The sequence below is a fragment of the Microbacterium sp. ZXX196 genome (assembly GCF_009709595.1).
In the GTDB taxonomy this organism is placed as follows: Bacteria; Actinomycetota; Actinomycetes; order Actinomycetales; family Microbacteriaceae; genus Microbacterium; species Microbacterium excoecariae.
The window spans coordinates 17,487-38,559 of record NZ_WMEE01000018.1 but is presented as its reverse complement, the minus strand read 5'-3'; the positions used below and the strand labels follow the sequence as shown (position 1 = coordinate 38,559).

General features: G+C 65.6%; 37 protein-coding genes and 1 tRNA gene. 36 read left to right on the top strand and 2 right to left on the bottom strand.

Annotated elements, in window-relative coordinates:
• Positions 1 to 265: 265 nt before the first annotated feature.
• Positions 266 to 1,465, top strand: a complete 1,200-nt coding sequence (locus GJQ66_RS11720; protein WP_196215878.1) for a tyrosine-type recombinase/integrase — start codon at positions 266 to 268, stop codon at positions 1,463 to 1,465.
• Here the strand turns inward: GJQ66_RS11720 and GJQ66_RS14135 are convergent.
• On the bottom strand, positions 1,410 to 1,715 hold the full coding sequence (locus tag GJQ66_RS14135; protein WP_196215877.1) for an ImmA/IrrE family metallo-endopeptidase: 306 nt from the start codon (positions 1,713 to 1,715) through the stop codon (positions 1,410 to 1,412). The genes GJQ66_RS11720 and GJQ66_RS14135 overlap by 56 nt on opposite strands.
• Before the next feature lie 49 nt (positions 1,716 to 1,764).
• A complete protein-coding gene (locus tag GJQ66_RS11710; RefSeq protein WP_155049548.1) occupies positions 1,765 to 2,184 on the bottom strand; it encodes a helix-turn-helix domain-containing protein in 420 nt (139 codons plus the stop codon).
• A gap of 93 nt (positions 2,185 to 2,277) precedes the next feature.
• Here GJQ66_RS11710 and GJQ66_RS11705 point away from each other — a divergent pair, with 93 nt between their 5' ends.
• From GJQ66_RS11705 to GJQ66_RS11540, 35 genes are all read left to right on the top strand, one after another.
• Positions 2,278 to 2,448: a hypothetical protein gene (locus GJQ66_RS11705; RefSeq protein WP_155049547.1), complete on the top strand. Its 171-nt coding sequence runs from the start codon at positions 2,278 to 2,280 to the stop codon at positions 2,446 to 2,448.
• Positions 2,445 to 2,699, top strand: coding sequence for a hypothetical protein (locus GJQ66_RS11700; protein WP_155049546.1), 255 nt, complete (start codon positions 2,445 to 2,447; stop codon positions 2,697 to 2,699). Before GJQ66_RS11705 ends, GJQ66_RS11700 begins: the two co-directional genes overlap by 4 nt.
• A 374-nt stretch (positions 2,700 to 3,073) precedes the next feature.
• Positions 3,074 to 3,511: a hypothetical protein gene (locus tag GJQ66_RS11695; RefSeq protein ID WP_155049545.1), complete on the top strand. Its 438-nt coding sequence runs from the start codon at positions 3,074 to 3,076 to the stop codon at positions 3,509 to 3,511.
• 133 nt (positions 3,512 to 3,644) lie between these two features.
• Positions 3,645 to 3,842: a hypothetical protein gene (locus GJQ66_RS11690; protein WP_155049544.1), complete on the top strand. Its 198-nt coding sequence runs from the start codon at positions 3,645 to 3,647 to the stop codon at positions 3,840 to 3,842.
• Between the two features lie 239 nt (positions 3,843 to 4,081).
• Positions 4,082 to 4,327, top strand: coding sequence for a hypothetical protein (locus GJQ66_RS11685; protein ID WP_155049543.1), 246 nt, complete (start codon positions 4,082 to 4,084; stop codon positions 4,325 to 4,327).
• Positions 4,324 to 5,256: a YqaJ viral recombinase family protein gene (locus GJQ66_RS11680; protein WP_368732922.1), complete on the top strand. Its 933-nt coding sequence runs from the start codon at positions 4,324 to 4,326 to the stop codon at positions 5,254 to 5,256. Before GJQ66_RS11685 ends, GJQ66_RS11680 begins: the two co-directional genes overlap by 4 nt.
• Positions 5,256 to 5,501, top strand: a complete 246-nt coding sequence (locus GJQ66_RS11675; RefSeq protein ID WP_230379552.1) for a hypothetical protein — start codon at positions 5,256 to 5,258, stop codon at positions 5,499 to 5,501. Before GJQ66_RS11680 ends, GJQ66_RS11675 begins: the two co-directional genes overlap by 1 nt.
• Positions 5,498 to 6,280, top strand: coding sequence for a recombinase RecT (locus GJQ66_RS11670; protein ID WP_155049541.1), 783 nt, complete (start codon positions 5,498 to 5,500; stop codon positions 6,278 to 6,280). Before GJQ66_RS11675 ends, GJQ66_RS11670 begins: the two co-directional genes overlap by 4 nt.
• A gap of 225 nt (positions 6,281 to 6,505) precedes the next feature.
• Entirely contained in the window at positions 6,506 to 6,892 is a 387-nt protein-coding gene (locus GJQ66_RS11665) for a hypothetical protein (protein WP_155049540.1), read from the top strand.
• Positions 6,889 to 7,332, top strand: coding sequence for a hypothetical protein (locus GJQ66_RS14130; RefSeq protein ID WP_196215876.1), 444 nt, complete (start codon positions 6,889 to 6,891; stop codon positions 7,330 to 7,332). Before GJQ66_RS11665 ends, GJQ66_RS14130 begins: the two co-directional genes overlap by 4 nt.
• Positions 7,247 to 7,777, top strand: a complete 531-nt coding sequence (locus GJQ66_RS14125; protein WP_306461819.1) for an HNH endonuclease — start codon at positions 7,247 to 7,249, stop codon at positions 7,775 to 7,777. Before GJQ66_RS14130 ends, GJQ66_RS14125 begins: the two co-directional genes overlap by 86 nt.
• 8 nt (positions 7,778 to 7,785) lie before the next feature.
• Entirely contained in the window at positions 7,786 to 8,064 is a 279-nt protein-coding gene (locus GJQ66_RS11655; RefSeq protein ID WP_155049538.1) for a hypothetical protein, read from the top strand.
• On the top strand, positions 8,057 to 8,278 hold the full coding sequence (locus tag GJQ66_RS11650) for a hypothetical protein (RefSeq protein WP_155049537.1): 222 nt from the start codon (positions 8,057 to 8,059) through the stop codon (positions 8,276 to 8,278). The genes GJQ66_RS11655 and GJQ66_RS11650 overlap by 8 nt, the downstream gene beginning before the upstream one ends.
• Before the next feature lie 7 nt (positions 8,279 to 8,285).
• A complete protein-coding gene (locus GJQ66_RS11645; RefSeq protein ID WP_155049536.1) occupies positions 8,286 to 9,188 on the top strand; it encodes a hypothetical protein in 903 nt (300 codons plus the stop codon).
• Positions 9,139 to 9,462 carry a hypothetical protein gene (locus tag GJQ66_RS11640; protein WP_155049535.1) on the top strand — a complete coding sequence of 108 codons (324 nt, stop codon included), beginning with the start codon at positions 9,139 to 9,141 and terminating at the stop codon, positions 9,460 to 9,462. The genes GJQ66_RS11645 and GJQ66_RS11640 overlap by 50 nt, the downstream gene beginning before the upstream one ends.
• On the top strand, positions 9,459 to 9,728 hold the full coding sequence (locus GJQ66_RS11635) for a hypothetical protein (protein ID WP_155049534.1): 270 nt from the start codon (positions 9,459 to 9,461) through the stop codon (positions 9,726 to 9,728). Before GJQ66_RS11640 ends, GJQ66_RS11635 begins: the two co-directional genes overlap by 4 nt.
• The gene (locus tag GJQ66_RS11630; protein WP_155049533.1) at positions 9,725 to 9,889 is read left to right on the top strand and encodes a hypothetical protein; all 165 of its coding nucleotides are present in this window, start codon (positions 9,725 to 9,727) and stop codon (positions 9,887 to 9,889) included. Before GJQ66_RS11635 ends, GJQ66_RS11630 begins: the two co-directional genes overlap by 4 nt.
• Before the next feature lie 127 nt (positions 9,890 to 10,016).
• Positions 10,017 to 10,472 carry a single-stranded DNA-binding protein gene (locus tag GJQ66_RS11625; RefSeq protein ID WP_155049532.1) on the top strand — a complete coding sequence of 152 codons (456 nt, stop codon included), beginning with the start codon at positions 10,017 to 10,019 and terminating at the stop codon, positions 10,470 to 10,472.
• A gap of 124 nt (positions 10,473 to 10,596) precedes the next feature.
• A complete protein-coding gene (locus tag GJQ66_RS11620) occupies positions 10,597 to 11,013 on the top strand; it encodes a hypothetical protein (RefSeq protein ID WP_155049531.1) in 417 nt (138 codons plus the stop codon).
• A 2-nt stretch (positions 11,014 to 11,015) separates the two neighbouring features.
• Positions 11,016 to 11,294: a hypothetical protein gene (locus GJQ66_RS11615; RefSeq protein ID WP_155049530.1), complete on the top strand. Its 279-nt coding sequence runs from the start codon at positions 11,016 to 11,018 to the stop codon at positions 11,292 to 11,294.
• Positions 11,291 to 11,614: a hypothetical protein gene (locus GJQ66_RS11610; protein WP_155049529.1), complete on the top strand. Its 324-nt coding sequence runs from the start codon at positions 11,291 to 11,293 to the stop codon at positions 11,612 to 11,614. The genes GJQ66_RS11615 and GJQ66_RS11610 overlap by 4 nt, the downstream gene beginning before the upstream one ends.
• Complete coding sequence (locus tag GJQ66_RS11605) at positions 11,611 to 11,961, top strand: hypothetical protein (protein ID WP_155049528.1); 351 nt, start codon at positions 11,611 to 11,613, stop codon at positions 11,959 to 11,961. The genes GJQ66_RS11610 and GJQ66_RS11605 overlap by 4 nt, the downstream gene beginning before the upstream one ends.
• 297 nt (positions 11,962 to 12,258) lie before the next feature.
• Complete coding sequence (locus tag GJQ66_RS11600; RefSeq protein ID WP_155049527.1) at positions 12,259 to 12,525, top strand: hypothetical protein; 267 nt, start codon at positions 12,259 to 12,261, stop codon at positions 12,523 to 12,525.
• 34 nt (positions 12,526 to 12,559) lie between these two features.
• Positions 12,560 to 12,781: a hypothetical protein gene (locus GJQ66_RS11595; RefSeq protein WP_155049526.1), complete on the top strand. Its 222-nt coding sequence runs from the start codon at positions 12,560 to 12,562 to the stop codon at positions 12,779 to 12,781.
• Positions 12,778 to 12,969 (top strand): hypothetical protein, encoded by a 192-nt coding sequence (locus tag GJQ66_RS11590; RefSeq protein WP_155049525.1) that lies wholly within the window; start codon positions 12,778 to 12,780, stop codon positions 12,967 to 12,969. The genes GJQ66_RS11595 and GJQ66_RS11590 overlap by 4 nt, the downstream gene beginning before the upstream one ends.
• Entirely contained in the window at positions 12,966 to 13,418 is a 453-nt protein-coding gene (locus GJQ66_RS11585) for a hypothetical protein (protein WP_155049524.1), read from the top strand. The genes GJQ66_RS11590 and GJQ66_RS11585 overlap by 4 nt, the downstream gene beginning before the upstream one ends.
• Positions 13,419 to 13,487: 69 nt before the next feature.
• Positions 13,488 to 13,661: a hypothetical protein gene (locus GJQ66_RS11580; RefSeq protein ID WP_155049523.1), complete on the top strand. Its 174-nt coding sequence runs from the start codon at positions 13,488 to 13,490 to the stop codon at positions 13,659 to 13,661.
• 123 nt (positions 13,662 to 13,784) lie between these two features.
• The gene (locus GJQ66_RS11575) at positions 13,785 to 14,324 is read left to right on the top strand and encodes a hypothetical protein (RefSeq protein ID WP_155049522.1); all 540 of its coding nucleotides are present in this window, start codon (positions 13,785 to 13,787) and stop codon (positions 14,322 to 14,324) included.
• Positions 14,314 to 14,505: a helix-turn-helix domain-containing protein gene (locus tag GJQ66_RS15420; RefSeq protein ID WP_155049521.1), complete on the top strand. Its 192-nt coding sequence runs from the start codon at positions 14,314 to 14,316 to the stop codon at positions 14,503 to 14,505. Before GJQ66_RS11575 ends, GJQ66_RS15420 begins: the two co-directional genes overlap by 11 nt.
• A gap of 432 nt (positions 14,506 to 14,937) precedes the next feature.
• Positions 14,938 to 15,020 (top strand) — tRNA-Leu (locus GJQ66_RS11565).
• Positions 15,021 to 15,267: 247 nt separating this feature from the next.
• A complete protein-coding gene (locus GJQ66_RS11560) occupies positions 15,268 to 15,477 on the top strand; it encodes a hypothetical protein (RefSeq protein WP_155049520.1) in 210 nt (69 codons plus the stop codon).
• On the top strand, positions 15,464 to 16,606 hold the full coding sequence (locus GJQ66_RS11555; RefSeq protein ID WP_155049519.1) for a hypothetical protein: 1,143 nt from the start codon (positions 15,464 to 15,466) through the stop codon (positions 16,604 to 16,606). Before GJQ66_RS11560 ends, GJQ66_RS11555 begins: the two co-directional genes overlap by 14 nt.
• Before the next feature lie 1,216 nt (positions 16,607 to 17,822).
• A complete protein-coding gene (locus GJQ66_RS11550; RefSeq protein WP_155049518.1) occupies positions 17,823 to 18,125 on the top strand; it encodes a hypothetical protein in 303 nt (100 codons plus the stop codon).
• A complete protein-coding gene (locus tag GJQ66_RS11545; protein ID WP_155049517.1) occupies positions 18,076 to 19,560 on the top strand; it encodes a terminase family protein in 1,485 nt (494 codons plus the stop codon). Before GJQ66_RS11550 ends, GJQ66_RS11545 begins: the two co-directional genes overlap by 50 nt.
• Positions 19,497 to 21,032, top strand: a complete 1,536-nt coding sequence (locus GJQ66_RS11540; RefSeq protein ID WP_155049516.1) for a phage portal protein — start codon at positions 19,497 to 19,499, stop codon at positions 21,030 to 21,032. Before GJQ66_RS11545 ends, GJQ66_RS11540 begins: the two co-directional genes overlap by 64 nt.
• Positions 21,033 to 21,073: the final 41 nt, after the last annotated feature.

Below are 21,073 nucleotides of genomic sequence, written 5' to 3'. Positions count from 1 at the left end.
CTTGTGGCTCCGACCGGCGTCGATCCGGTGACCTTTCGATTTTCAGTCGTAAGGATTGGGGCATGCGTGGTCCCTGGTGGGTCATGATTGGTGTAGCTTGATTCAAACAAGCCCACACCGAACCATAGGAGCCAAAACTAATGGCTACACCAATGGCTACACCCAGGAGAAGACCCGTGAACCACGCCCACCCGCGCAGGAGAAGACCCACGCCCGACGACGGAGACGGGGAGGACCACCAACAGCGCACACGGGAATGACGGCCATGACGCGAGGCAAAGGCGAAGGATCCATCTACAAGGCGAGCGACGGGCTCTGGACGGTAGCAGTCGAGCTGCCCCGGTACGACCCGACGAAACGCCGGCGCAAGGTGATCCGATCGAAGGACAAACGCACCGCGATCGCGAAGTTGCGGAAGCTCCAGAGCGAGCTCGAAGCAACCGGCGACCTGCAAACCGCGGGCATCACCGTCGAGGGGTGGTTCACGTACTGGCTCGCGAACATCGCGGCCAAGGAACTCCGCCCGAACACGCTGCGCGGGTACGCCTCGACAGCCAAGAACCACATCGTCCCCGGGCTTGGGGCTGGGAAGAAACTCGACAAGATCACGCCCCGCGACGTGCGAACAGTCCACGACCTCATCATCGGAGGCGGCGGGAAATCCACCTACGCGCTCAACGCGCACCGCATCATGTCGCGCGCCTTCAAGATCGCGCAACGCGAAGGCCACCTGTCACGCAACCCCGCCGAGCTGGTCGACGCCCCCCGCGCTGACGTCATCGACCTCGACGTGCTCACACTCGACGAGTCCCTGCGTCTCCTCGAGGTATGCGCTAAACGCCCCGACGGTGCTCGCTGGGCAACATCGCTACTCACGGCCGCGCGCCGCGGCGAAGTGATCGGCCTCGAGCTCGACCGTGTCGGGAGCATCCTGGACCTGTCGTGGCAGATGCAACGCCTCAAGAAAGACGAAGACGGGGGCGTCACAGTGCCTCGCGGGTTCGAGTACCGGCACGTCACGGGCGGCCTGTACTGGACCCGACCGAAGTCGAAGGCAGGATGGCGCACGTTCCCGCTCGTCGAGCCGCTGAAAACGATCCTCGAGCGGCAGGCAGCCGAGCCTGACCACCCCAAGGGCCTGATGTTCTCCGAGAAGGGCCGCCCTCGAGACCCGGACCAAGACACCGCCGCATGGGGGGCGCTCCTCCGGGAGACGTTCGGGCAAGAACGCTACGTCCGACTCCACGATCTGCGCCACACTGCCGTCGACCTGCTCTACCTCGCCGGCGTCCCAGAAGACCTCATCATCGAGATCGTGGGCCATTCCACACGGGCCATGTCACGCGCCTACAAGTCGCGTGGGAACCAGGCCCGTCTGACAGACGCCCTCGAGCGGTTCAGCGCCCTGCTCACTCCGCCAGGTACGCCCGCAGGATCCGCCGCGTCACTCCCAGCTCTTGAATGAGCCGCCCCTCGTCGGGGCACCACCTGTGCAGGTCGGCCAGTTCGTCCGGGTCAATGAGATTCCGGGCCGCGAACTGGTCGGCCTGCTTTTCGTGTTTGGGGCGATCGTCGGCATGCCCCAGGGCCGCGTGGCCGACCCCGTGGGCGAGCGCGACCCGCTGCGACGCGTGCCGCAGACCTGAACGGAGGACGAGCGTGTGGTGGTCGGGAAGCCACAGCTCGTGCACGCTACGTAGGGGACGGATCAGCACGGCGATGCCGAGAGCGTCGGCATGCTCCCACGGGTCGTAAGCGCTCCCTCTACGGAAGCTCGGGCTCGGGCTTCTCCAGATCGGTGTCATACGTGGCCGCCTTGCGCGGCTGTCCCTCCAGCTCATCGACGAGCATCTCGGCCGCCTTCTGCTGGCGGTGTTCGTCGAGACTAGGAGGAGTCGCCGACATTCCAACATGCTCGGCGATGAGCTTGTCGATGCCACCGAAGTCCTTCAACGCTTCGTCCGCCATCTCCGCGGCGGTGACCCCTACAACCGCAGCGATCCGCTTGAGCTCGGAGACGGTGATCTCATTCGTTCCGGCCTCGCGGCGCTGGTAGTTCGAGAGCGGGACCCCTGAGGCTTCAGCAGCTTGGGCTTGCGATATCCCGCGCTTGATGCGCTTCGACCGCACGACAGCGCCTAGCTTCGCGTCGAACTCGCTTGTTTTCTTCGGTGGGCGTCCCATGCTTCCAGTCTAGACGCGTCCTGGTTCATACATGAGCCAGAATTTTTCCTGATTGGCTTGCCTAGTTTAAAAATGAAGTGCTACGCTCCAAACATGACGCAGAGAAGAGGCCCCCGGGAGGCCAACTCCCAGACTCTCCACAAGGCCACCGGCCGTCGTGAGGTTCCCGTGCAGACGCACACCCGTGAGGGTGACGTGTCGGTGCGCGAGCTTCTGACGGCCGGTGGCCTTCGTGGTTTCACGCCGAAGGAGCTCCTCGCATGAGCGCGCTCATTCCGATTCGCGAGCATGGAGGTGACGGCGTGAGCGACATCAAGCTCGACAAGCTGGCGTACTCGCTGGACAACTTCGCGGCCGCCGTGGACCTGTCGAAGGAGAAGGTCCGGCAGCACATCGAGCGGGGCGAGTTGGTCCCGTCTTACGTGGATCACAAGCCGCTGATCATGCGTGAAGAGGGCGAGCGCTGGCTCCGTTCGCGCCCCTCGGAAAGACCTGAACGGTCGATCGCGCCGTAGCGGGCCGCCCGCCGCACGGGGCGTGATCCGTGTCCCGCGTCCCCCGTTTCGACGGGGGCGTGGACGAGCGATGCCGAAATCGGGTCGCACAACTACACATCAGCGCCGGATTGTGATGCCGCCCGAGGCCCACTTATGGAGGTGCTGAGTCGATATAGAACACCCGATTGACGGGCCTGCGCTGGTGGGATGCGCGGCTGTTGGGGTGTGGAGAGAACCAGGCAGTGCCGATGACCCCGTTCGCGGGATAAGGGCGCTGGACCGTGACCAGTCCGGGCATGACTGGCGGAGCGCATGAGTGGTCGGTGGCTGTTGCCGTGCCGTGGTTCGAGCCCACGGGTGCGCACTTGGAGACGACGAGGAGAGGTGCACGAGTGAGTGATGTGGACGAGTTGCGGTCGAAGTTGGCGCATGCCCGGGAACGCCTGGAAGCCGCTGAGGAGGCCATGCGCGTCGCGGATCGGCGCGAAGAGGACGCCCGGGCGCTCGGCGGCGGCATCCCGGGGTTCGGCGGGTCTGGTAATCAGCGTGCCGCACAGCAGGTGAGGTCGGCGCTCGATTCGTCGTACAGGGCATGGAAGGAAGCCACGGAGCGGATCGAGAAGTGGGCGTACAGGGTGAAGCGCCTTGAAGCCCGTGTCGCTGAGGCGGAGCGTGTTCGGTTCACTGCTGCCGACCTCAAGGGTGCGCGGTTCGTGAAGACATTCGTCTGGCACCGGGTGGTGCGCGTGAATGCAAAGTCGGTGTCGGTCGAATCGGGTTACTCGTGGACGGATCGCCTCGCGATCGAGCGGATCACAGATTTCAAGTAGCAGTACCGCCCCCGCGTCGTTGTCGGGAGTGTGCGCGTTCGATTCGCGCCGGGGGCACGAGGGGGTTGGGCACCATTCCGGACAGCATCGGCGACCGCCGAGCCCGACCCCCGCCTACTGAGAGGAGCACGTCATGGAAGAGGGAACGTTCACTGGTGCGGGTGTGGATGGGATGAGTCTCGCCCCGAAGCCCGCGTCGGAACACATCGCGCACACGATCGTCCCGGCGACGAGGCGGGAGCGGTTCACGGTCTGGTTGGGGCCGGCGACGATCCTCCTCCCCGCGATCGCTGGGGTGCTGATCGTGATCTTCACGGGCGGGGAGGGCTGATGGATGAGTGCTACTTCTGCGGGTGGGAATCGGACACCGTGTGGCGTAATGCGCACGGTGTCCTCTCGTGTGCGGGGTGTGAGGAAGACCTTGCCCGCGAACGTGAAGCGTAAGTGGCCCGCGGTCCTCGCCGTGGGCTTATCCATCCCGGTCGGCATGGCTGCCGCGTCACCGGGTGTCAATTCGGGCGAGCTCCTCGTGGTCGGGGTGCTCGCCCTCTACGTATGGGGAGTGTCGCGATGACGGACTACGACTCCGCCGCGGAAACAGTGATCGCACGAGCAACTGACCTGAGAGCTGAACTCCAAGCGCTCCACATCGCTGCTGGTGTGATCGGGATGCGGCTCCAAGACGAGCACGCGGCGTCGCTGATTCAGCGGGTCGCGACGACCGCCGACACGGCGGGGAAGTTCATGGCCGCGGTGACGGATCTCGTGAACGCCCAGGCGGTGCGCCCCGGTGCCCCCGATGGTGGTGCGTCGTGACGTACACCGTCGTGGACGTGACGCCGGACACGGAGGAGTGGCTGCGGGAACGGCAGTCGTCGGTGGGGGCGTCGGAGGTCGCGGCAGTCATGGGCCTGGATCCGTGGCAGACCCCGCTGGACGTGTACAAGTCGAAGCAGGGCGTCGGGCATGACATCGATCCTCTGCTGGCGTGGCTGGGGCACAAGGACGAGCCGACGATCTCGGAGTGGATCGACCGGTTCTCTGGGCTCGGGTTGACGCTCACCGACGGGTTCATGGCGCGCTCGATCGAGCACCCGATGTTCCATGCGTCGTTCGATCGGTGGGCTGACGGCATCCCGGTGCAGTTGAAGACCGCTCACGAGTACACGTCGCACAAGTGGGACGAGGGCATTCCGACGCAGTACCGGGTGCAGGTGCAGGCGGAGATGCTCGTGTCGGGCGCTCCCCGGGCGTTGCTGGTGGTGCGGATTGGGGCGCGTGACTTTCGGGCGATCTGGGAGCCGCGTGATGACCGGTTCATTCGCGAGCACATGATTCCCGCGGTCGAGTCGTTCTGGCACGACAACGTGCAGGCGGGTGTCCCTCCGGTGCCGTCGACGCTCGCTGAGAACGCGGAGGTGTTCCCGACCGAGGCAGGCCGGGAGGTGGAGGCATCTGAGGTGGCGTTGGAGGCCGTCGACCGGCGCGCGGTGCTGCTGTCCGACATCAAGGAACAGAAGGCCGAAGCCGACGCCCTGCAGCTGGTGATCGCGAACTACATGGGCACCGCGGAGGCGCTCACGCACGAGGGCCGGAGGGTCCTCACCTACAAGACGCAGGCGGGACGGCAGTCGTTCGATGCGAAGGCGTTCCGGGAGGACCACCCGGATCTCGCCGCGGAGTACACGAAACAGGGCGCGGACTTCAAGGTAATGCGCTTAGTCAAAACGAAGGGAACGAAGTAGTGGGAATCAAGTGGGAAGAGCCGGAAGAGACTGCAAACTCGAAAATCGCTGGACGTACCAAGTGGCAGATGGTGATCGAAGAGTTGAAAACCCGCCCTGGCCAGTGGGCGCTGGTCGGGGAGGACGTAACCACAAGCACGGCAACCCTATTGAAAAAGTACGGCGCTGAAGCGACTGCCCGCGGGTCCAAGAGCGGCCGGGTTGCGCGTCTCTATGCCCGCTGGCCGGAAGGCGGCGCAGAGTGAGCGCGGACCTGTCGCAGGCCGCGGTCGCGGCGAAGTCGAATCCGACGATGAAGGACCTCGTGGAGGCGCAGCGGGGCGCGATTGAGCGTCAACTCGGCGGGGCGATGAACTCGGATGCGTTCGTGCGTGCCGTGCTGTCGGAGATCACGAAGCAGCCGAAGCTCATGTCGGCGGACCCGAAGACGGTCCTCGGCGGGGTGATGCTCGCCGCGCAACTCAAGTTGGAGATCGGGTCGGGGCTGGGGGAGTTCTACCTCACCCCTCGCAAGGACAAGGGCCGCGACGTGTGCCTGCCGATCATCGGCTACCAGGGGTTCGTGAAGCTCGTCCTCAGGTCCGAGATGGTGCTGAACGTGGAAGCGTTCCTCGTGCGTGAGGGGGACGACTTCTCCTACGGGGCGTCGTCGGACCGGGGCATGTTCTACGACTGGCAGCCGCGCGACTTCGACGAGGACCGCCCCTGGGTGGGTGTCGTCGCGTCGGCGCGCATGAAGGGCGGCGGCACCACGTGGGTGTACCTCACGAGAGCACAGGTCCTCGCCCGCCGGCCGTCCTATTGGGACAAGGGCACCCCGTGGCAGACCCACGAGGACGAGATGGCGAAGAAAACCGCTGTGCGCGCGCTGGCGAAGTTCCTCCCGAAGTCCACGGACCTGGGACGGGCCATCGAGGCTGACGAGAACAAAGCCTCGCAGGTCGCCGGGCTGGACGAGGTGCAGATCGCGCGCGTCGACGAGGAACCGGAAAGCCTGATCGTGCAGGAAGGGGAGCTGTCGTGAGCCCTCGCGTGGTCGTCCTCTCATCCCGTCGGCGGCCGTTCGCGGTGTCGTATGCCGTCGTCGTGAGTCCTGCGCGGATCGTGGCCCGGAACCTCACGTGGCAGGAAGCCATGAAGTTCGCCCAGGCAGTCCACCGCGCATTCCGGTGACCACGAACCGGGGCCGGTCCATCTAGCTCATGGACCGGCCCCTCACTCAAGACATTCCCTATCCAGGAGTAACGAAATGAGCAGTTCCAGTGTGCCCGCGCGGCGTCGTTCGCGCACCTCGGCGAGGAAGGCGGGGTCCGCGTTCGAGCGGGCTCAGGCCGATTGGCTCGCGTCCCGACTCGACGACGACCGTATCGACCGGCGTGTGAAGACCGGTGCGAAGGACCGCGGCGACATTGCCGGTGTGCGCCTGCATGGTCACCGGGTCGTCATCGAGTGCAAGTCGACGGCGACCCTTGCACTGCCCGCGTGGTTGCGGGAAGCGGAGGTCGAGCGTGGCAACGACGACGCCCTGATCGGTGTCGTCATGCACAAGAAACGCGGCACGGCGGACCCGGCCGAACAGTACGTGACGATGACCGCCGAGACGTTCGCGGTCCTGATCGAAGGTGGTGTCCGATGAGCGCGCAGCAGACGTTCGCGCTGTGCCTGGACTGCTGGGAGATGCATTACGGCATCCCGGACTCGAACGGGGTCTATTCCCGTGATTCGGGCAGCTCGAACCACTTCGATCATGCGGTGCATGTCTTCGGGGCGCCGAACGACTACAGCACCTCGTTCGAGAAGCCGATCCGGCAGGTGCTACTCGATCTACAGCGGGGCATTCCGATCAGCGATGGCCGCATGGAGATGTTCTCTCTGTGTTGTGCGCTGACGGCGATCCAGCCGAATAACGGGCGGGCAGTGCAGGGCGCTGATGTGCCGTTGGGGGCGGTCGACCTGTACGCGGATACGAAGCGGAGACGCGACGAGCGGGATGCACGGCAGGACCCCGACCCCGACCCCGAAGTTTCCTCGTCCGGTGCGCTGTTCGACCTGCTCGACATGGGGGATGCCGCATGACCCGGTACGCGCCGGACACGGCCCCGCGCCCGGTACCCACGCCGTGCAAGCGCGGCTGCTGCTGGGTTCCCTACGCGGGCATGTGCGCGAAGAACCGGGAGTGCGCGTGTCACCGGTAAGAGCGATCCCTGCCCGGGTGAGGGCACTGGTCGAGGGCCGGGCGGACGGTAAATGCGAGGGGTGCGGGCGAACCGCGCCCCTCGAGTTGCATCACCGCCGGTTCAGGTCACGGGGCGGGAAGCACACGGTGTCGAACCTCGTCGCGTTGTGCGGGTGGGGGAATCACACGGGGTGTCACGGGCGGGCGCATTCCGCTGACCCACCGGCGGGGTGGGCGATTTCGCAGTACGAGAAGCGCACGGATGAGCAGGTGCCGTTCGAGGCGAACGGTGTGCTCGTCCGGTTGACGACTGATGGGCGCCGGGTGGGTCCGGCGGTGTTCTAGGAGAAGCAATGGATATCAGCAGGCTGCAGGCGATGACCGATGAGGAGTTCAAGCGGTGCGTGTCGCAGGCGGTGAAGAGCCGGCGGGATCACCCGGACTGGTGGCGGGCGTTGCTTGACCCGCGGGTGATTGATGACACGGAGGACGCCGTGGAGGAGTTCATCGAGAAGGCGGAGCTGCATGCGGGCGACCCGGAGCGTTACCCGAAGGCGGCGTGGTTCGCGGACAAGATGCGCGGTGTTCTCGCGGAGATCGCGCTCGAGCGGGTCGTGACTGGTGATGAGTGACGAGCAGGTGAGGGCGTTCCTTGTGGAGGGTGTGCCGCCCAGGTGGGTTGCGGAGTCCGTGGGTTGGTCGGTGGACCGGGTGCGGGGCTTCGCGAAGCGTGAGGGCATTCCGATCACGCGTGAGTGGGCAGGGGTTTCGGGGAAGATCCGCGAGTCGATGGTGTTGCGGATGTTGCACCGGGAGTTCGAGCCGAACGTCACGTTGGGGAGGTGAGGGTCTGATGGCTCGTATTCGGACGATCAAGCCGGAGTTCTGGCGGTCCCCGTCGACGGCGGCGGCGTCTCCGTGGGCTCGGCTGTTGTTCATCGCGATGTGGAGTTGGGCGGACGATTACGGTCGTGCGGAGTGGACGCCGCGGGAGCTGTTGGGGTTCGCGTTCCCGCATGACTCGGAATCTCCGTGCACTGACGCGGATTTTCCTCGGCTTCTCGCGGAAGTTCGCGACGCGTTCGAGGTGGAGTTCTACACGAACCGCGGGCGGCGTTTTTACGAGATTCCGTCGTGGTCGGAGCATCAGAAGACGGAGCGTCGGGCGGGGGACAAGTTCCCGCGCGCCACGGATCCTGATTCTTCGTCTGACCAGGGGATTCCTGGCGGCGGAGGAACTACCGCGGAGAGTGGCGGATTTTCCTCGCGTTCCCTAGGAAAAGTGCCCCCCGGAACAGGGGAACAGGGGAACAGGGGAAAGGGAACAGGGGAAAGGGAACAGGGGAAGAGAGCTAAAGCTCTCTCGTCGGAAGTCGCTGAAGCGACTCCACGACACGACGTCGAAGAACTCCTGGACCTCCTCGACGCGGAGATCGAAGCGAACGGTGCGAAGAAGCCGAAGCGCAACAAAGCGAACCGCGACGCGATCCGGCTGATGCTCGACCGCGACCACATTCCCGCCGCCGACATTGCCGGCGCGATCCGGTGGAGCGCGAAGGACACGTTCTGGCGGTCGAACATCCTCAGCGCTTCGAAGCTGCGGGAGAAGTACGACCAGCTGCGGCTCGACGCGCAACGCAAGAGCGGTGGCGGGCAGAAGTCGAAGGCGGCGCAGAACGCCGACAGGTATCGAGAGGAGTTCGGCGATGAATACGCGAGAAGCGTTCCAGCTCTTGACGCTGGCTTCGGCGTTTGACGGGCGCACGGTCGACCGAGAGACCGCGACGGTGTGGGCGGAGGTCCTGGTGGACATCGACCTGTCCGCGGCGACGGAGGCGATGAAGGCGCACTACCGCGACGAGGGCAGGTGGATGATGCCGGCGCACGTCGTGCAGCGGGTGAAGCAGTCGAGGCGTGCGGTGGAGGGCGGCACGATGTCGCCTCGTCGTGTGGATTGCCAACGGGAGGGCCGTGAGCATCGGTGGCTCCCGGACGGCACGTGCAACTTCTGCGAGGTGAGGGCGCTGTGACTCATGACGAGTGGGTCGAGAAGGTGAAGGCGGAGGCGATCACGCCGGAATGGGGTCGGGAATTCCCGGTGACACCCGCACGGCGGGGCGCGATGTCGCACGCCGAGCAGGTCGCCGACGCGGACGCGTTCATCGAGGAGATGGAACGACGGCGGGCGTTGCGTGAACGGGCGGAGGCACGGCGTCAACGCGAACGGTTGAACGCCGAGTACAGGTCAAGGGTCAGGCAAACGCCTGGCCCTCATTCGTGGAAGGGGGTCGCGTGAGCGTCGTCACTCACAACGGGATCCAGGTGCTTCCGCGGGCGAACGACGACCGGGCGCAGGTGACGGTGTGGCTGGTTCAGCAGGCGTGCAGCGCCGATAACCGCACGAAGTTCCCCGCGCTCGCGGCGCAGGCAACACACCTCAAGGTGCTGCCGCGGTGACCCAGGGCGGCGACACAACGGGCCTACGGGCTCACCAGATGGAACACCAGCTTGGGCGGGCCGCGTGGGTCGCCTAGGCGAACGGAAACAGCCCCACCGACCGGGTGGGGCACGACAGGAGGACAGCATGAGCAAGGCCGAAGTGAAGATCGAGGGATTCGTTGCGCAGGACCCGGAGCTCCGGTACCACGAGGGGCGTGCGGTGACGAACGTGTCTGTTCCGCACACGCCGCGCCGGAGGAACGCACAGGGGCAGTGGGAGGACGCGGGCCCGACGTTGTGGGTGCAGGCGTCGTTCTGGGAGCAGGCGGCGGAGGCGGTTGCCGCGCAGGTGCGGAAGGGCACGCTCGTGACGATCGAGGGTGTCCCGGATGTGCGTGTGTTCACGACGCGGGATGGTCAGCCGGCGGCGCAGTTGCGGATCAAGTTCGGGACGTTGGGCATCATCCCCCGCGTGGAGACGCCCCAGGCGGGCGTCACGGGGACGGGAGCACCCCAGGCGGGTGATTGGTCGTCCGCACCTCAGAACGCCCCGCATACGGCCGCACAGGACGCGTGGGCGAACACCGAAACGCCGTTCTAATGACCGAGCGCTACGTGGTCTACACGTCCCGGGACGAACCGGGGGTCCGCACGAACAACCATGCCGAGGCTGTACGCCTCGCCGCCGACTGGGGCGGCACCTACGAAGACCAGGAGGGGGACTGATGTCGAACCGAATGAAGATCGAGCGTAAGGAAGACCTGCGCGAGGGCGACTGGGCAAAGCTCGTCGTGGAGGACGCGCACGGGAAGGTGGCCTTCGAAGGGCGAGTCCGAGAGGGCGAGTATGGCGGTCTGTTTGCCGGGCCTGAATGGCTTGGCGTCCGCCCGACCGCGCCCGAGGTGACCCTCGTGGAGGCGTATCGGGAGGTGCCGTTCCCCACGGAGCCGGGCGTGTACGTCGCGAAGGACTTCGAGGACGACCCCGGTCAAGATCGCCTGTATCAGCTCGACTCCGACGGCGAGTGGATGTCGTTCCACTGGACGGCCACGTATATCGGTGGCCAGGCTCGCGAATGGGCCGAGGACGCTCACGCCAACGAGGGCGGCCTGGTTCGCCTGGTGCCGGAGGGGGGGAAGTGACCGTGGCTGAGTTCACGCCGACGACGGATGAGATCGAGGCACGCTGGATGGAGGGGTTCGAGGGCGACGCGGGCGCGAGTAAGGCGGATCGACTCGAACGCTACGACCAGTTCCAACGCTGGCTTGCCGAGCACGACGCGAAGGTGCGAGCCGATGCGCTGCGGGAGGCGCACGCCGACTTGCAGGCTTACACGGACGCAGGGGCACCGTTCGGGCACCGGCCTGTTGAGGACTTCCTCCTCTCCCGGGCTGACCACATCGAGAAGGAGGCAGGACTGTGAGCACCTACGAAGTCAGCAGGGCGCACGGCGACCAAGAGAGTCAGAGCATCCGCGAGGGCATCGAGCGGGCCACAACTCATGACACGGGCGCCTGGGAGTTCGGGCACTACATCGAGCGCTACGACGGGCCGCTCGACAATGGACACATGCCGCGAGATACCGCCGAAGAGGACTGGACCCCGCTCATCTACGAGGCACAAGACCTTGAAGATGCGGAGGAGATGCACGGTCGACACCGACTCGATGGTCCCCTGACAGGCCCGTTCAGGAATTCGAGAATCTTGCGTCGCGCCGTATCGCCCTGGGAGGTTTTCACATGAGCATCGAGACTGACGCACGACAGGAAGCTGAACGGCGGTGGCCGTCGAATCACCTCGTGGATGACCCGTTTGGGGAGACTGGCGAGGCGTGGAGTGACCCCTACGGGTACGACGAGGAAGCACAGCGGGCGTTCATTGCGGGCGCTGTCTGGGCGTCCGAGCAGGACACACGGGAGACGAGCGATGCCGAGGTGTTGGCGGCGCTGAATGCTCGCGAGCTATCGGTGCGCGAGCGGAACGGATCAGCGCGACACTTCAGTCCGGCACCGGACCTGACGTACTACAGCGACGGGAACATCGCGGACGCCCGTGCCGCCCTCCTCGCTGCACGGGAGGTGCGCCGATGAGCCACCAGAGTCGGCCAACGACGCAGTTCGTGAAGGTGTGCGATCTCTGCGGGAAGCCTGTGGACGAGTACGGGCACCGCGACTGGTCGGCGCTGAACATCGGGGCAGCACCGACCAGCGGCCCGAACCAGCCCGAGAAGAAGGCATTCGTGTTCTTCCGACGAAGGCATGGGGAACGCACTAGTGGCGCTCCCGAGGGTGACCACCGAGAGTGGCGATGGGACTTCCACGGTGAGTGCCTGGTGGACGCCCTGATGCCGCTCGTGACTGACGAGGCACGACAGAGGGAGGTGCGTCGTGGCTGACCAGATGACGCCCGCCGAGATGCGGGCCACGGCGGAGCGGCTGCGGCATGAAGCTCGGGTCCAGGAAAAGGTTCTGGGGGCAATGGATGCGGCTCGACAGGTCCCGGCTATGCGCTCGGGTGCCAACGCTCTCGACGCGCTGGCGGCGGTGACCGAGTGGGCGCTCGACGACGACAGGCCGGTCATTGACCACGAGTCCTACGCGATCGCGCAGGGGGATGCGCTGTACGTCATCCGGGAGGTGCGTGATGAGTCCTGACGAGCTGAGGGCCGCGGCCGCTCTACTCGACCGCATGGCCGAGATCCACGCCGAGCAAAACCCGGAAGAGACGTTCGCCCGTGAACAGCTCGGCATCGGTGCGACAGCAGTACGAAGCCTGGCCGACGTGATCGAGTACGTGGTTGCGCATGGTGCAGGAGAGTGGGATCCGCTTGACCGCGAGGTTGACGCATTGAACATCCTCCAAATCGCCCGCGGGGAGACCACCAGCCACGAGATTGGTGGTCGGCAGTGAGCGCGGCGGATGCCCTGGCCTACGTCGACAAGGCGATCGACAACGTCGCGGATCTCGACCCGGATCTGTCGTGGGCCAATGCGGAGGTGCTCGAGGTGCTCGAAGACGTCCGGTCGCTGATACTGACGGGCAAGCCGCTGCCGGGATTGTTTCTCGCGCCCGACCACGAGGCTGGCGGCGAGCAATGAGCCGCATCGAGGAGGCGCACGTCCGTGTGCAGCGAGCAGAGGAAGCGCTCGCCGCCTGGGACGCCGCTCACCAGCTCACCTCCACCGACCCGGGCATGCAGTCCAGGCGCTTCCATGTGCCGCAGGCGAGGCTCAACAAGGAACTAACGACCTACCTCAACCGGGTGCGCCGGGAGAACGCGGAACGCGCTCTGCTCGTGGGGGAGATCGAGAAGGCGAAGCATGCCGCGCGCGCAGCCGAGATCCCCTCGGAACCGGTCGACCCGGCCGCGTTGAAGGGTGCGATTGCGGTGATGGTCGTGACGCGCGGGCATGCCGAGTGGCATCGCGTGATTCGAGTCAACAAGACCACGGTGACGTGCTGGGCTCCGCCGGGGTTCGACCAGCCTCGCCACCCGCATAGCCGCATCTACGCGGTGCGTCACGAGGTTGGGGGACACGATGCCTGAACGGATCCAGCCGTGTCACGCAGACGTGCTCCTCGAGCTCGCCAACAACATCAACGGGAGGGATAAGCAATGAGCGGCGCGGAGTACTTCCGCATCACGATCGAGGGACACGCGGATCCTGAGTTCTTCGGGTCCTTGGTCGAGCAGGCAAAACAGATGACACCGGTCGATGGTGGGTTCACGATGAGCGTCGGGACCCGCGCCGAGGGTGAGGACCAGCGGGAGAAGGGACGCGAGCTGTGAGAACTCGAGCGGGCTGCGCGTACGAAGGGGTCATGACTTACGGGCGGGGGGTGGTGCTCCGCGTGTACACGGGGGAACCGCGCCGGATCGTGGCCCGCCCCAAGCTGAAGACGAGGAGTAACCGTGGATGAACTGACCGCAGACGGACATGGCGAGTTCGGATACCTGACAACGGCCCAGTGGAGATCATTCCAGTGGGCCGTTTCCTATTCGCTCGTGCTGGTGCCGTTCCTCCGAGACGCAGGGAACTACAGCATCAGCGTCGACGAGGGGAGAACAGCGAAAACGGAACCCGCGTTGGGGATGCCCGCGACACAGATAGCGGCGATCGAGATCGAAAGCCTCGCCGGCGAGCTCCGCCACTGGCCCGACCTTGAAGACATCGCCAACGACACCACCGGGTGGCAGGTCGCCATCGACTTCACCAGGGAAGTGCAGACCGCTGCACACCGGTGGCCGATGGAAGACAAACCCCACGACGTCGAAGACGTGCGGTGCACTCACTGCGGGATGATCGCCCTCGTCTACCAGCCGCCCCAAGTCCCCGGAGATGAGACCGTCGTCCGATGCGCCGAATGCGGGCAGGTGGAAGACGACCGGGACTTCGCCGAACGCCTCGCCATCATGCGCGACGAAATGAAACGCCTGAGGCATGCGAGTTAACGGGTGGGTGACCGTCAGCGAAGCCGCGAAGATCACGAAACGCACCCGGAAAACGATCTACCAGTGGGTGCGTGACGGGAAAGTCGCGACGATGAGACCCGGCCGCGCGTTGTGGCTGAAACTCTCCGACGTGCGACACGCCGAGAAAGCACTCCCCGGCAGGCCTCGAAAGAATGGGTGAAAACTGTTACACTCACTAGTGAGGATCGAGAACTGCGTCTAGCCGCCGATCGAATCTCACACTAGCCGCTCACCAACCCCACGGATGGTGGGCTTTTTTCGTGCCCAAAGACACCAACTTCACACGCTCGAGCCGGGTCAAGCCGCGGCGAGCATCCGGGGCTGACACGGTAAGCCCGTACGCTCAAATGCGCCGAGCCGATGACCTCGCGCAAGCCTCTGCGGCCACACGCGGTTCGACTCCGCGCAGCTCCACGACCCCATCCGATTGCTCGTGCACGGGCAGGGGTAGCCAGATGCCGTATCGGCGGATGCTGGCGAACGATCAGCGCACGGCGCGCTGACCCGCGCGTGGCCACCACGCCGCAGTGGCGGGTGAAGGGGTGCCAACCCCAGCTGTACGCCGTCCACGGTCTTCGGGCCGTGGGCGTGCCCGCTCGTGGCGGAACAGGTAGACGCCCCGGATTCAAACTCCGGTGCCCACGAGGCGTGCAGGTTCGACCCCTGCCGAGCGGACGTTGAGCCCAGAAGGCCAACCGGACCGTGCTTGCAGGTCTAAACGCAAGTCTCTCCACACCCCTAAACGCGGCCACGCCCCGCGCCCTCGACACCAACAGGTGCGCGAGGGTGACGGGGCGGCCGCACACCGCCCGCACAGTCAGGTGCGGGAACGGTCCCTGCGGACACGGCAGTTCGAATCTGCCCATCTCCACGCCCGCCCCCGCATACCGGGGTTTTCGCGTACCCCTGGGAGGCGCACACCGTGGCTGTGCTCGACGACATCGCGGCCCTCAAGCCCGCATACCAGACGTTCAAGGCCTGGGCAGCAGCACACCCGGACGAAGCGCCCGGGGTGATCGACGCCATGCGAGACGACGCGATCCAGGCCGAACCGCTCCTGCGGACCCTCCGCAAGCACGGCATCCCGTGCACACGCGAAACAGTGAAGGCATACCGTAATGGCACTCGCTGACGACATCAACGCGCTCAGCGTGCCGACGCCGCCGAAGAAGTACCAGAAACACGCCGAGTTCGACGAGCACGGCGGCACGGCCGCGACCGGTGCCGTCCGCGAGATCGTCACGGACTACGACGAGCTACTGCGACTCGCAGGGCTCGACCCGACCGCGTTCCGCATCACCGGCAAAGTCTCACAGTGGACGAAGACACACCACGACCGTGCAGATACGTACTCGTTCTTCTTCCAGTTCGAACGCATCACGGCCGACGAGAACACGGCAGCTGCAGAACTCGCCGAGCTCATCCGGCCGGTCAAGCCGAAAGCACGCGGGCTCGCGCACGGTCTCCCGAAGGTTGTCTGCATCGCTGACGGGCAGATCGGCAAGGACGGTCCCGACGCGGACAGCCCCGAAACGCTCGAGTCGAGATACGAGAACGCGCTCGCGCACGTCGCTTCGATCGTGAAAGCCGAGCGGCCCAGGGTCCTCATCATCGCCGACAACGGCGACCCGATCGAGGGCATCACATCGTCCGCACCGAACCAGATCGCGACGAACACGCTCGACTTCCCCGACCAGCTGCGCCTCTGGCAGCGCCGACTCACACAGACGATCCTCACTCTCGCGCCCTACGCGGGGAAGACGATCGTTGCCGCGGTCCCGTCGAACCACGGCGAGGTCCGCAACCAGGCCGGCAAGGTCGGTTGGGGCGATCACGGCATCGGCATCGCGAAGACTGTCGAAGAAGCGTTCGACCTTCTCGGAGACGCCAACCTCAACATCGAGTTCGCCTACCCGGAGACGAAGTACGACGTCATCACGTACGTCGACGTCGAAGATGCACGGGTCGCGTTCACGCACGGACACCACGCGAAGACCGTCGACCGCATCCCGCAATGGGTCGCGAACCAGGCCGCGTCGTCACGCTCCCCGATGGGAGGGGCGAGCATCGTCTGCCACGGCCACTTCCACCAGCCCGGATACACGTGGTCCAGGGGCCGAGAGATCATCTCCTGCCCCATGTTCGACGCCGGATCGCCCTGGTTCACGAACCTCACGGGCGAATGGTCGCCGGCAGGGATCGCGACGTTCAACATTCGCGGGAAGCGTGTCCACGACCTCCGGTTCGTGGAGCCCGACTAACACTCCCGCCCGCCAAACCCCGGACACACACAAGCAGAGCCGGGCGAGTGCGGCGGGCGCTTTTTGTAACAAGTTGTTCACTAACAACGTGGGCGACCGGGCTGACCTGCAATCGCTCACAGTCCTCTAACTGTGGGCAAGCATCCGCGTACCAACACTTAGGGACGGGATCATGTGTGGCGCTGAAACGAACCCCAGCATGCTCGACGGCGAGGGCGACTACCTCCTGACCGGCGAGCCCGACGATATTGGGGCGGACTGTGACTGAGTTCACCTGCACCACGTACCGGGTCGCACGCCGCAGAGCCACAACGGTGGCCCTCGCCGCACACGACCACCACGCGCACGCCGTCGCAAAGTACGGCACCAGCGACCCCCGCACCCTCCGCCACCTCGAAGACGCCATCTGCGCCACCTGGTGGCTGCAACGCATCACCGAGCGAGGACGCCGGGAAGGACACTGGGCATGAACTGCACCGGATGCGGCGGCGAGTACACCAGTCACCTCGCCCTCACCGCCTGCGAAGACACCCATGCTGCCGACGACGCCCGCAACAGGGAATGGGTCAGAACCCACCCCACCGGGCAGGTTCGCAGGGACACGAGCCCAGCAGACTGACCAGGGGTGCCGGGTGTATGTAGGGCAGGATGCTCAACCCTCCCGGGGCTGGTGACCCGGACAGGGTGCGAATCCTGAGCAATCTGCTCAAACAAGGGGGGCGCGACACCATGCCCACCCACTCCCACAACGCCAACGGGCACCGACGCCGACAACTCGTCGCCCGCGTCTACGCAGAAGAACACAACTGCGCACTCTGCGGCAACCCCGTCAACAAACAACTCCGATTCACCCCCGGCAAACACGGGAAACGCTGCCCCGGCAACAACTGCACAGGCTGCAGCCCACACCCACTCTCACCAGTCGTAGACGAAGACCTCCCACGAAGCCGCGGAGGATCCCCATACGACCGAGACAACTGCCACCTCATGCACCGAGCATGCAACGGCGAAAAAGCCACCTACACAATCGCCGAGTACCACGCCCGCAGGCGCACACCCACCGAACCCCGCACCACACGCACCCTCCTCACCTGGTGACCCGAACACCCGTTCGACACCCACCCCGGGACCCCCTCCCCCCAGGAGCCACGGTTCGCCCGGCGGCCAGGTCCGATCTATCTGTAGCGATTTTCCACTTACCCCCGGGGGTGTTCGTATGGCTGGTCGTAAGAATCTTCGCGCGGTTGAGCCGGGCGATCAGCCCGTTTCGGCGCGGAAGTTGACGGTGTCGGAGGCGGCTGCTTTGGGGGATCATCGCGCGTTGCTGGTGGCGATGCGGGAGCGGATCGCGAAGACGGTGTCGGATGCGGATTGTCCGCCTCGGGATCTGGCGGCGTTGTCGCGCCGGTTGCAGGACATTTCGAAGGAGCTCGAGGCCATTGACCTGCGGGCGCGGGAAGAGGGTGCTGATGCCTTCGACGTCGCCGAAGACGAGGAGCTCGACGCCGCGGCTTTCTGAGCAGGCGAAGCACCTGTCGGTGCCGACGGGGATTGTCTCGAGCGGTTGGCCGGCTGTGCGGAAGACGTGCGTCGAGAAGCTGGGTGCGGAGTTTGACCCGTGGCAGGACAATGCGGGTCGCTTGATTCTGTCGAAGCGGGAGGACGGGACGCTCGCGGTCATGGTCGACGGGGTGGGCATGAGCCTGCCGCGACAGGTCGGCAAGACTCACCTGCTGAGCTTCCTCGTGTTCGCGCTGTGTGTGAATCAGCCGGGCCTTCTGGTGATCTGGACGGCGCATCACATGGCGACGTCGACGGAGACGTTCCTTGCGCTTCAGGGGTTCGCTGACCGGGCGAAGGTGCGTCCTCACGTCGCGAAGGTGTACACGGGCTCGGGGGACGAGGAGATCCGATTCCACAACGGTTCCCGCATCCTGTTCGGTGCTCGTGAGCGAGGCTTTGGCCGCGGTATTCCTGGCGTGGACGTGCTCATCTTCGATGAGGCGCAGATCCTGTCCGACAAGGCCATGTCGAACATGCTCGCGACGATGAACACGTCGCAGTTCGGTCTGCAGCTGTACATCGGGACTCCTCCGAAGCCTGAGGATGCCAGCGAGACGTTCAAGAGGATGCGTCGTGAGGCTCTGGCGGGGACGCTCGAGGACGGCGCGTGGATCGAGTTCGGCGCTGACGGTGACGCGGCGAGTGACGACCGGAAGCAGTGGCGGAAGATGAACCCGTCGTTCCCGAAGCGCACGCCGGTGCAGTCGCTGATGCGGTTGAAGCGGAAGCTCACGGACGCCGACTGGCGTCGTGAGGGCATGGGCATTTGGGATGATGACGCGGAGGGCTCGCGGCTTATCCCGGCGGACGTGTGGGGCCGGTCCGGCGTCGAGGAGGCGCCGGACGGTGTGCGGTCGATCGCTGTGGTGTTCAGCCGAGACGGTGGCCGCGTGGCTACGGCCGGCGCTGTCAAGCACGCTGACGGTGTGCACGCTGAGCTGATCGCTGCATACTCGGGCCCGGCCGAGTCGGGTACTGCGCAGTTGGCTGATTGGCTGGCTGAACGGTGGCGTGACCTGGCGATGATCGCGCTGAGCGGTGCAGCGTCGGCGGGACTGTTCCAGGCGCTCGTAGATCGCGGCGTGCCGCGGCGGTTGATCCACACGTTGACGACGGCGGAGTATTTCGGCGCGAACGCGATGGTGCTCGACGCGTTGCAGTCGGATCCGCCTTTGGTGACGCATCCGGGTGAGGTTCCTGGTGATGTGCTCTCTGCGTCAGTGGCGGTGTCGGATATGAAGCGGCGCGGACAGAACGGGCAATGGGGCTGGGAGCCGACGGTTCCTGATGGGGATGAGACGCCTGTGGAGGCGTTCAGCGTGGCGCATTGGGCGGCTCGGACTTCGAGGCGTACCCCGGGGCGGAAGACGAGAGCGACGGTGATGCGGTGATTAGTTCGTCTGTCGAGCTGTCGCAGTTCTGGGTGTCTGATGTGCGGGGCATGGACTCTCACACGAAGGAGTTGCTGGATCAGCTGGTGAAGGTCTGGCGACAGAAGCGTCCTCGTAACGTGCTACGCACGTCGTATGTCGAGGGGAAGAACCGGCTGAAGGACCTCGGGATCGCGATTCCGCCGCAGCTGCGCGACGTCGAGACGGTGATCGGGTGGCCGGAGAAGGTCGTGCGTGTGCCGTCGCGACGGTGCGTGTTCGACAAGTTCGTGCTCCCGTCGTCGAGTGAGGATCCGTTCGAGCTGCGGTCGTTGTTGAACGAGAACTGGTTCGGGGTCGAGGTCGCGCAGGCGACGCGGTCCGCGTTCACGCACTCGGTGTCGTTCATGTCGTCGACGCCGGGCCGTCGGGACATGGGGGAGCCTGAGGTGTTGATCCTCGGGCATCCGGCTGAGTGGTCTGCCGCGTTGTGGGACCGTACGCGGCGCGGCCTGCGGGCGGCTTTCCTGGTGAATGAGGTGGATGCGCTTGGCCGGCCGGTCGAGTTCACGGTGTTCACCCCCGAGGAGTCGGTGGTGTGCGTCAAGGGCGCTTCCTGGTACGTGCAGGACGTCGTCCCGCATTCGCTTGGGCGCACCCCGATCGAGGCTCTGCCGTACCAGCCTGACCTGACGCGGCCGTTCGGTCGTTCGCGGGTGAGCCGGGCGGTCATGTCGATCACGGATAGCGCGGTCCGCACCGCGCTCCGTGGCGAGGTCACGGCGGAGTTCTACTCGGCCCCGCAGCGGTACGTGTTGGGCGCCGACGAGGAAGCGTTCTTCGATGAGGCGGGGAACCCGATTCCGGCGTGGCAGGCGGTTATCGGCCGGATGCTGGCTATCGGCCGGGATGAGAACGGCGACCTCCCGCAGGTGGGGCAGTTCCCGCAGCTGAGTCAGCAGCCTCACACGGAGCAGATGCGCGAGCTCGCGGCCAGGCTGGCCGCCGAGGGGGATTTGTCGCTGGATGATCTGGGGATCGTTCAGGACAACCCGTCTTCGGCTCAGGCGATCGATTCCACTCGGCAGTCGCTGATCGATGAGGTCGAGGAAGCGAACCGAGTGTTCGAGGCGGCTTTGTCGCGGATTGGGCAGAACGCGGTGATGATCCGCGATGGCCTGTCTGAGGTGACGCCGGAGCTGGTGTCGTTGCAGGCGAAGTTCCGGCCGGCGGCGACTGCTACGGCTTCGAGTCGGGCGGATGCGGTGACGAAGCTCACGGGCGCGTTCCCGTGGCTGTCGGATTCGGTTGTTGCGCTCGAGGAGATCGGGTGGGACGACGAGAAGATCCAACGCGCGCTGTCGGATAAGCAACGGTATGACGCGCGGGCTTTCGCGCAGTCGATTCGTTCGCTGGGGGGTGCGAATGCTTCTCTCGGAAGTGGCAGCACACAGGGATCAGTTGCAGGAGATAACGGGGGCGGCGAGCTCTGACGCTCGCGCGTATGCGGCTTCGCTGACGGGGACCCCTGAGG

What these genes read in the sequence shown, in the direction of transcription:
- GJQ66_RS11720 (WP_196215878.1), top strand. Translation starts at nt 266, where the DNA reads ATGACGCGAGGCAAAGGCGAAGGATCCATCTACAAGGCGAGCGACGGG.
- GJQ66_RS11710 (WP_155049548.1), bottom strand. Translation starts at nt 2,184, where the DNA reads ATGGGACGCCCACCGAAGAAAACAAGCGAGTTCGACGCGAAGCTAGGC.
- GJQ66_RS11705 (WP_155049547.1), top strand. Translation starts at nt 2,278, where the DNA reads ATGACGCAGAGAAGAGGCCCCCGGGAGGCCAACTCCCAGACTCTCCAC.
- GJQ66_RS11700 (WP_155049546.1), top strand. Translation starts at nt 2,445, where the DNA reads ATGAGCGCGCTCATTCCGATTCGCGAGCATGGAGGTGACGGCGTGAGC.
- GJQ66_RS11690 (WP_155049544.1), top strand. Translation starts at nt 3,645, where the DNA reads ATGGAAGAGGGAACGTTCACTGGTGCGGGTGTGGATGGGATGAGTCTC.
- GJQ66_RS11685 (WP_155049543.1), top strand. Translation starts at nt 4,082, where the DNA reads ATGACGGACTACGACTCCGCCGCGGAAACAGTGATCGCACGAGCAACT.
- GJQ66_RS11665 (WP_155049540.1), top strand. Translation starts at nt 6,506, where the DNA reads ATGAGCAGTTCCAGTGTGCCCGCGCGGCGTCGTTCGCGCACCTCGGCG.
- GJQ66_RS14130 (WP_196215876.1), top strand. Translation starts at nt 6,889, where the DNA reads ATGAGCGCGCAGCAGACGTTCGCGCTGTGCCTGGACTGCTGGGAGATG.
- GJQ66_RS14125 (WP_306461819.1), top strand. Translation starts at nt 7,247, where the DNA reads ATGCACGGCAGGACCCCGACCCCGACCCCGAAGTTTCCTCGTCCGGTG.
- GJQ66_RS11655 (WP_155049538.1), top strand. Translation starts at nt 7,786, where the DNA reads ATGGATATCAGCAGGCTGCAGGCGATGACCGATGAGGAGTTCAAGCGG.
- GJQ66_RS11650 (WP_155049537.1), top strand. Translation starts at nt 8,057, where the DNA reads ATGAGTGACGAGCAGGTGAGGGCGTTCCTTGTGGAGGGTGTGCCGCCC.
- GJQ66_RS11645 (WP_155049536.1), top strand. Translation starts at nt 8,286, where the DNA reads ATGGCTCGTATTCGGACGATCAAGCCGGAGTTCTGGCGGTCCCCGTCG.
- GJQ66_RS11640 (WP_155049535.1), top strand. Translation starts at nt 9,139, where the DNA reads ATGAATACGCGAGAAGCGTTCCAGCTCTTGACGCTGGCTTCGGCGTTT.
- GJQ66_RS11625 (WP_155049532.1), top strand. Translation starts at nt 10,017, where the DNA reads ATGAGCAAGGCCGAAGTGAAGATCGAGGGATTCGTTGCGCAGGACCCG.
- GJQ66_RS11620 (WP_155049531.1), top strand. Translation starts at nt 10,597, where the DNA reads ATGTCGAACCGAATGAAGATCGAGCGTAAGGAAGACCTGCGCGAGGGC.
- GJQ66_RS11605 (WP_155049528.1), top strand. Translation starts at nt 11,611, where the DNA reads ATGAGCATCGAGACTGACGCACGACAGGAAGCTGAACGGCGGTGGCCG.
- GJQ66_RS11595 (WP_155049526.1), top strand. Translation starts at nt 12,560, where the DNA reads ATGGCCGAGATCCACGCCGAGCAAAACCCGGAAGAGACGTTCGCCCGT.
- GJQ66_RS11585 (WP_155049524.1), top strand. Translation starts at nt 12,966, where the DNA reads ATGAGCCGCATCGAGGAGGCGCACGTCCGTGTGCAGCGAGCAGAGGAA.
- GJQ66_RS11580 (WP_155049523.1), top strand. Translation starts at nt 13,488, where the DNA reads ATGAGCGGCGCGGAGTACTTCCGCATCACGATCGAGGGACACGCGGAT.
- GJQ66_RS15420 (WP_155049521.1), top strand. Translation starts at nt 14,314, where the DNA reads ATGCGAGTTAACGGGTGGGTGACCGTCAGCGAAGCCGCGAAGATCACG.
- GJQ66_RS11555 (WP_155049519.1), top strand. Translation starts at nt 15,464, where the DNA reads ATGGCACTCGCTGACGACATCAACGCGCTCAGCGTGCCGACGCCGCCG.
- GJQ66_RS11550 (WP_155049518.1), top strand. Translation starts at nt 17,823, where the DNA reads ATGGCTGGTCGTAAGAATCTTCGCGCGGTTGAGCCGGGCGATCAGCCC.
- GJQ66_RS11545 (WP_155049517.1), top strand. Translation starts at nt 18,076, where the DNA reads ATGCCTTCGACGTCGCCGAAGACGAGGAGCTCGACGCCGCGGCTTTCT.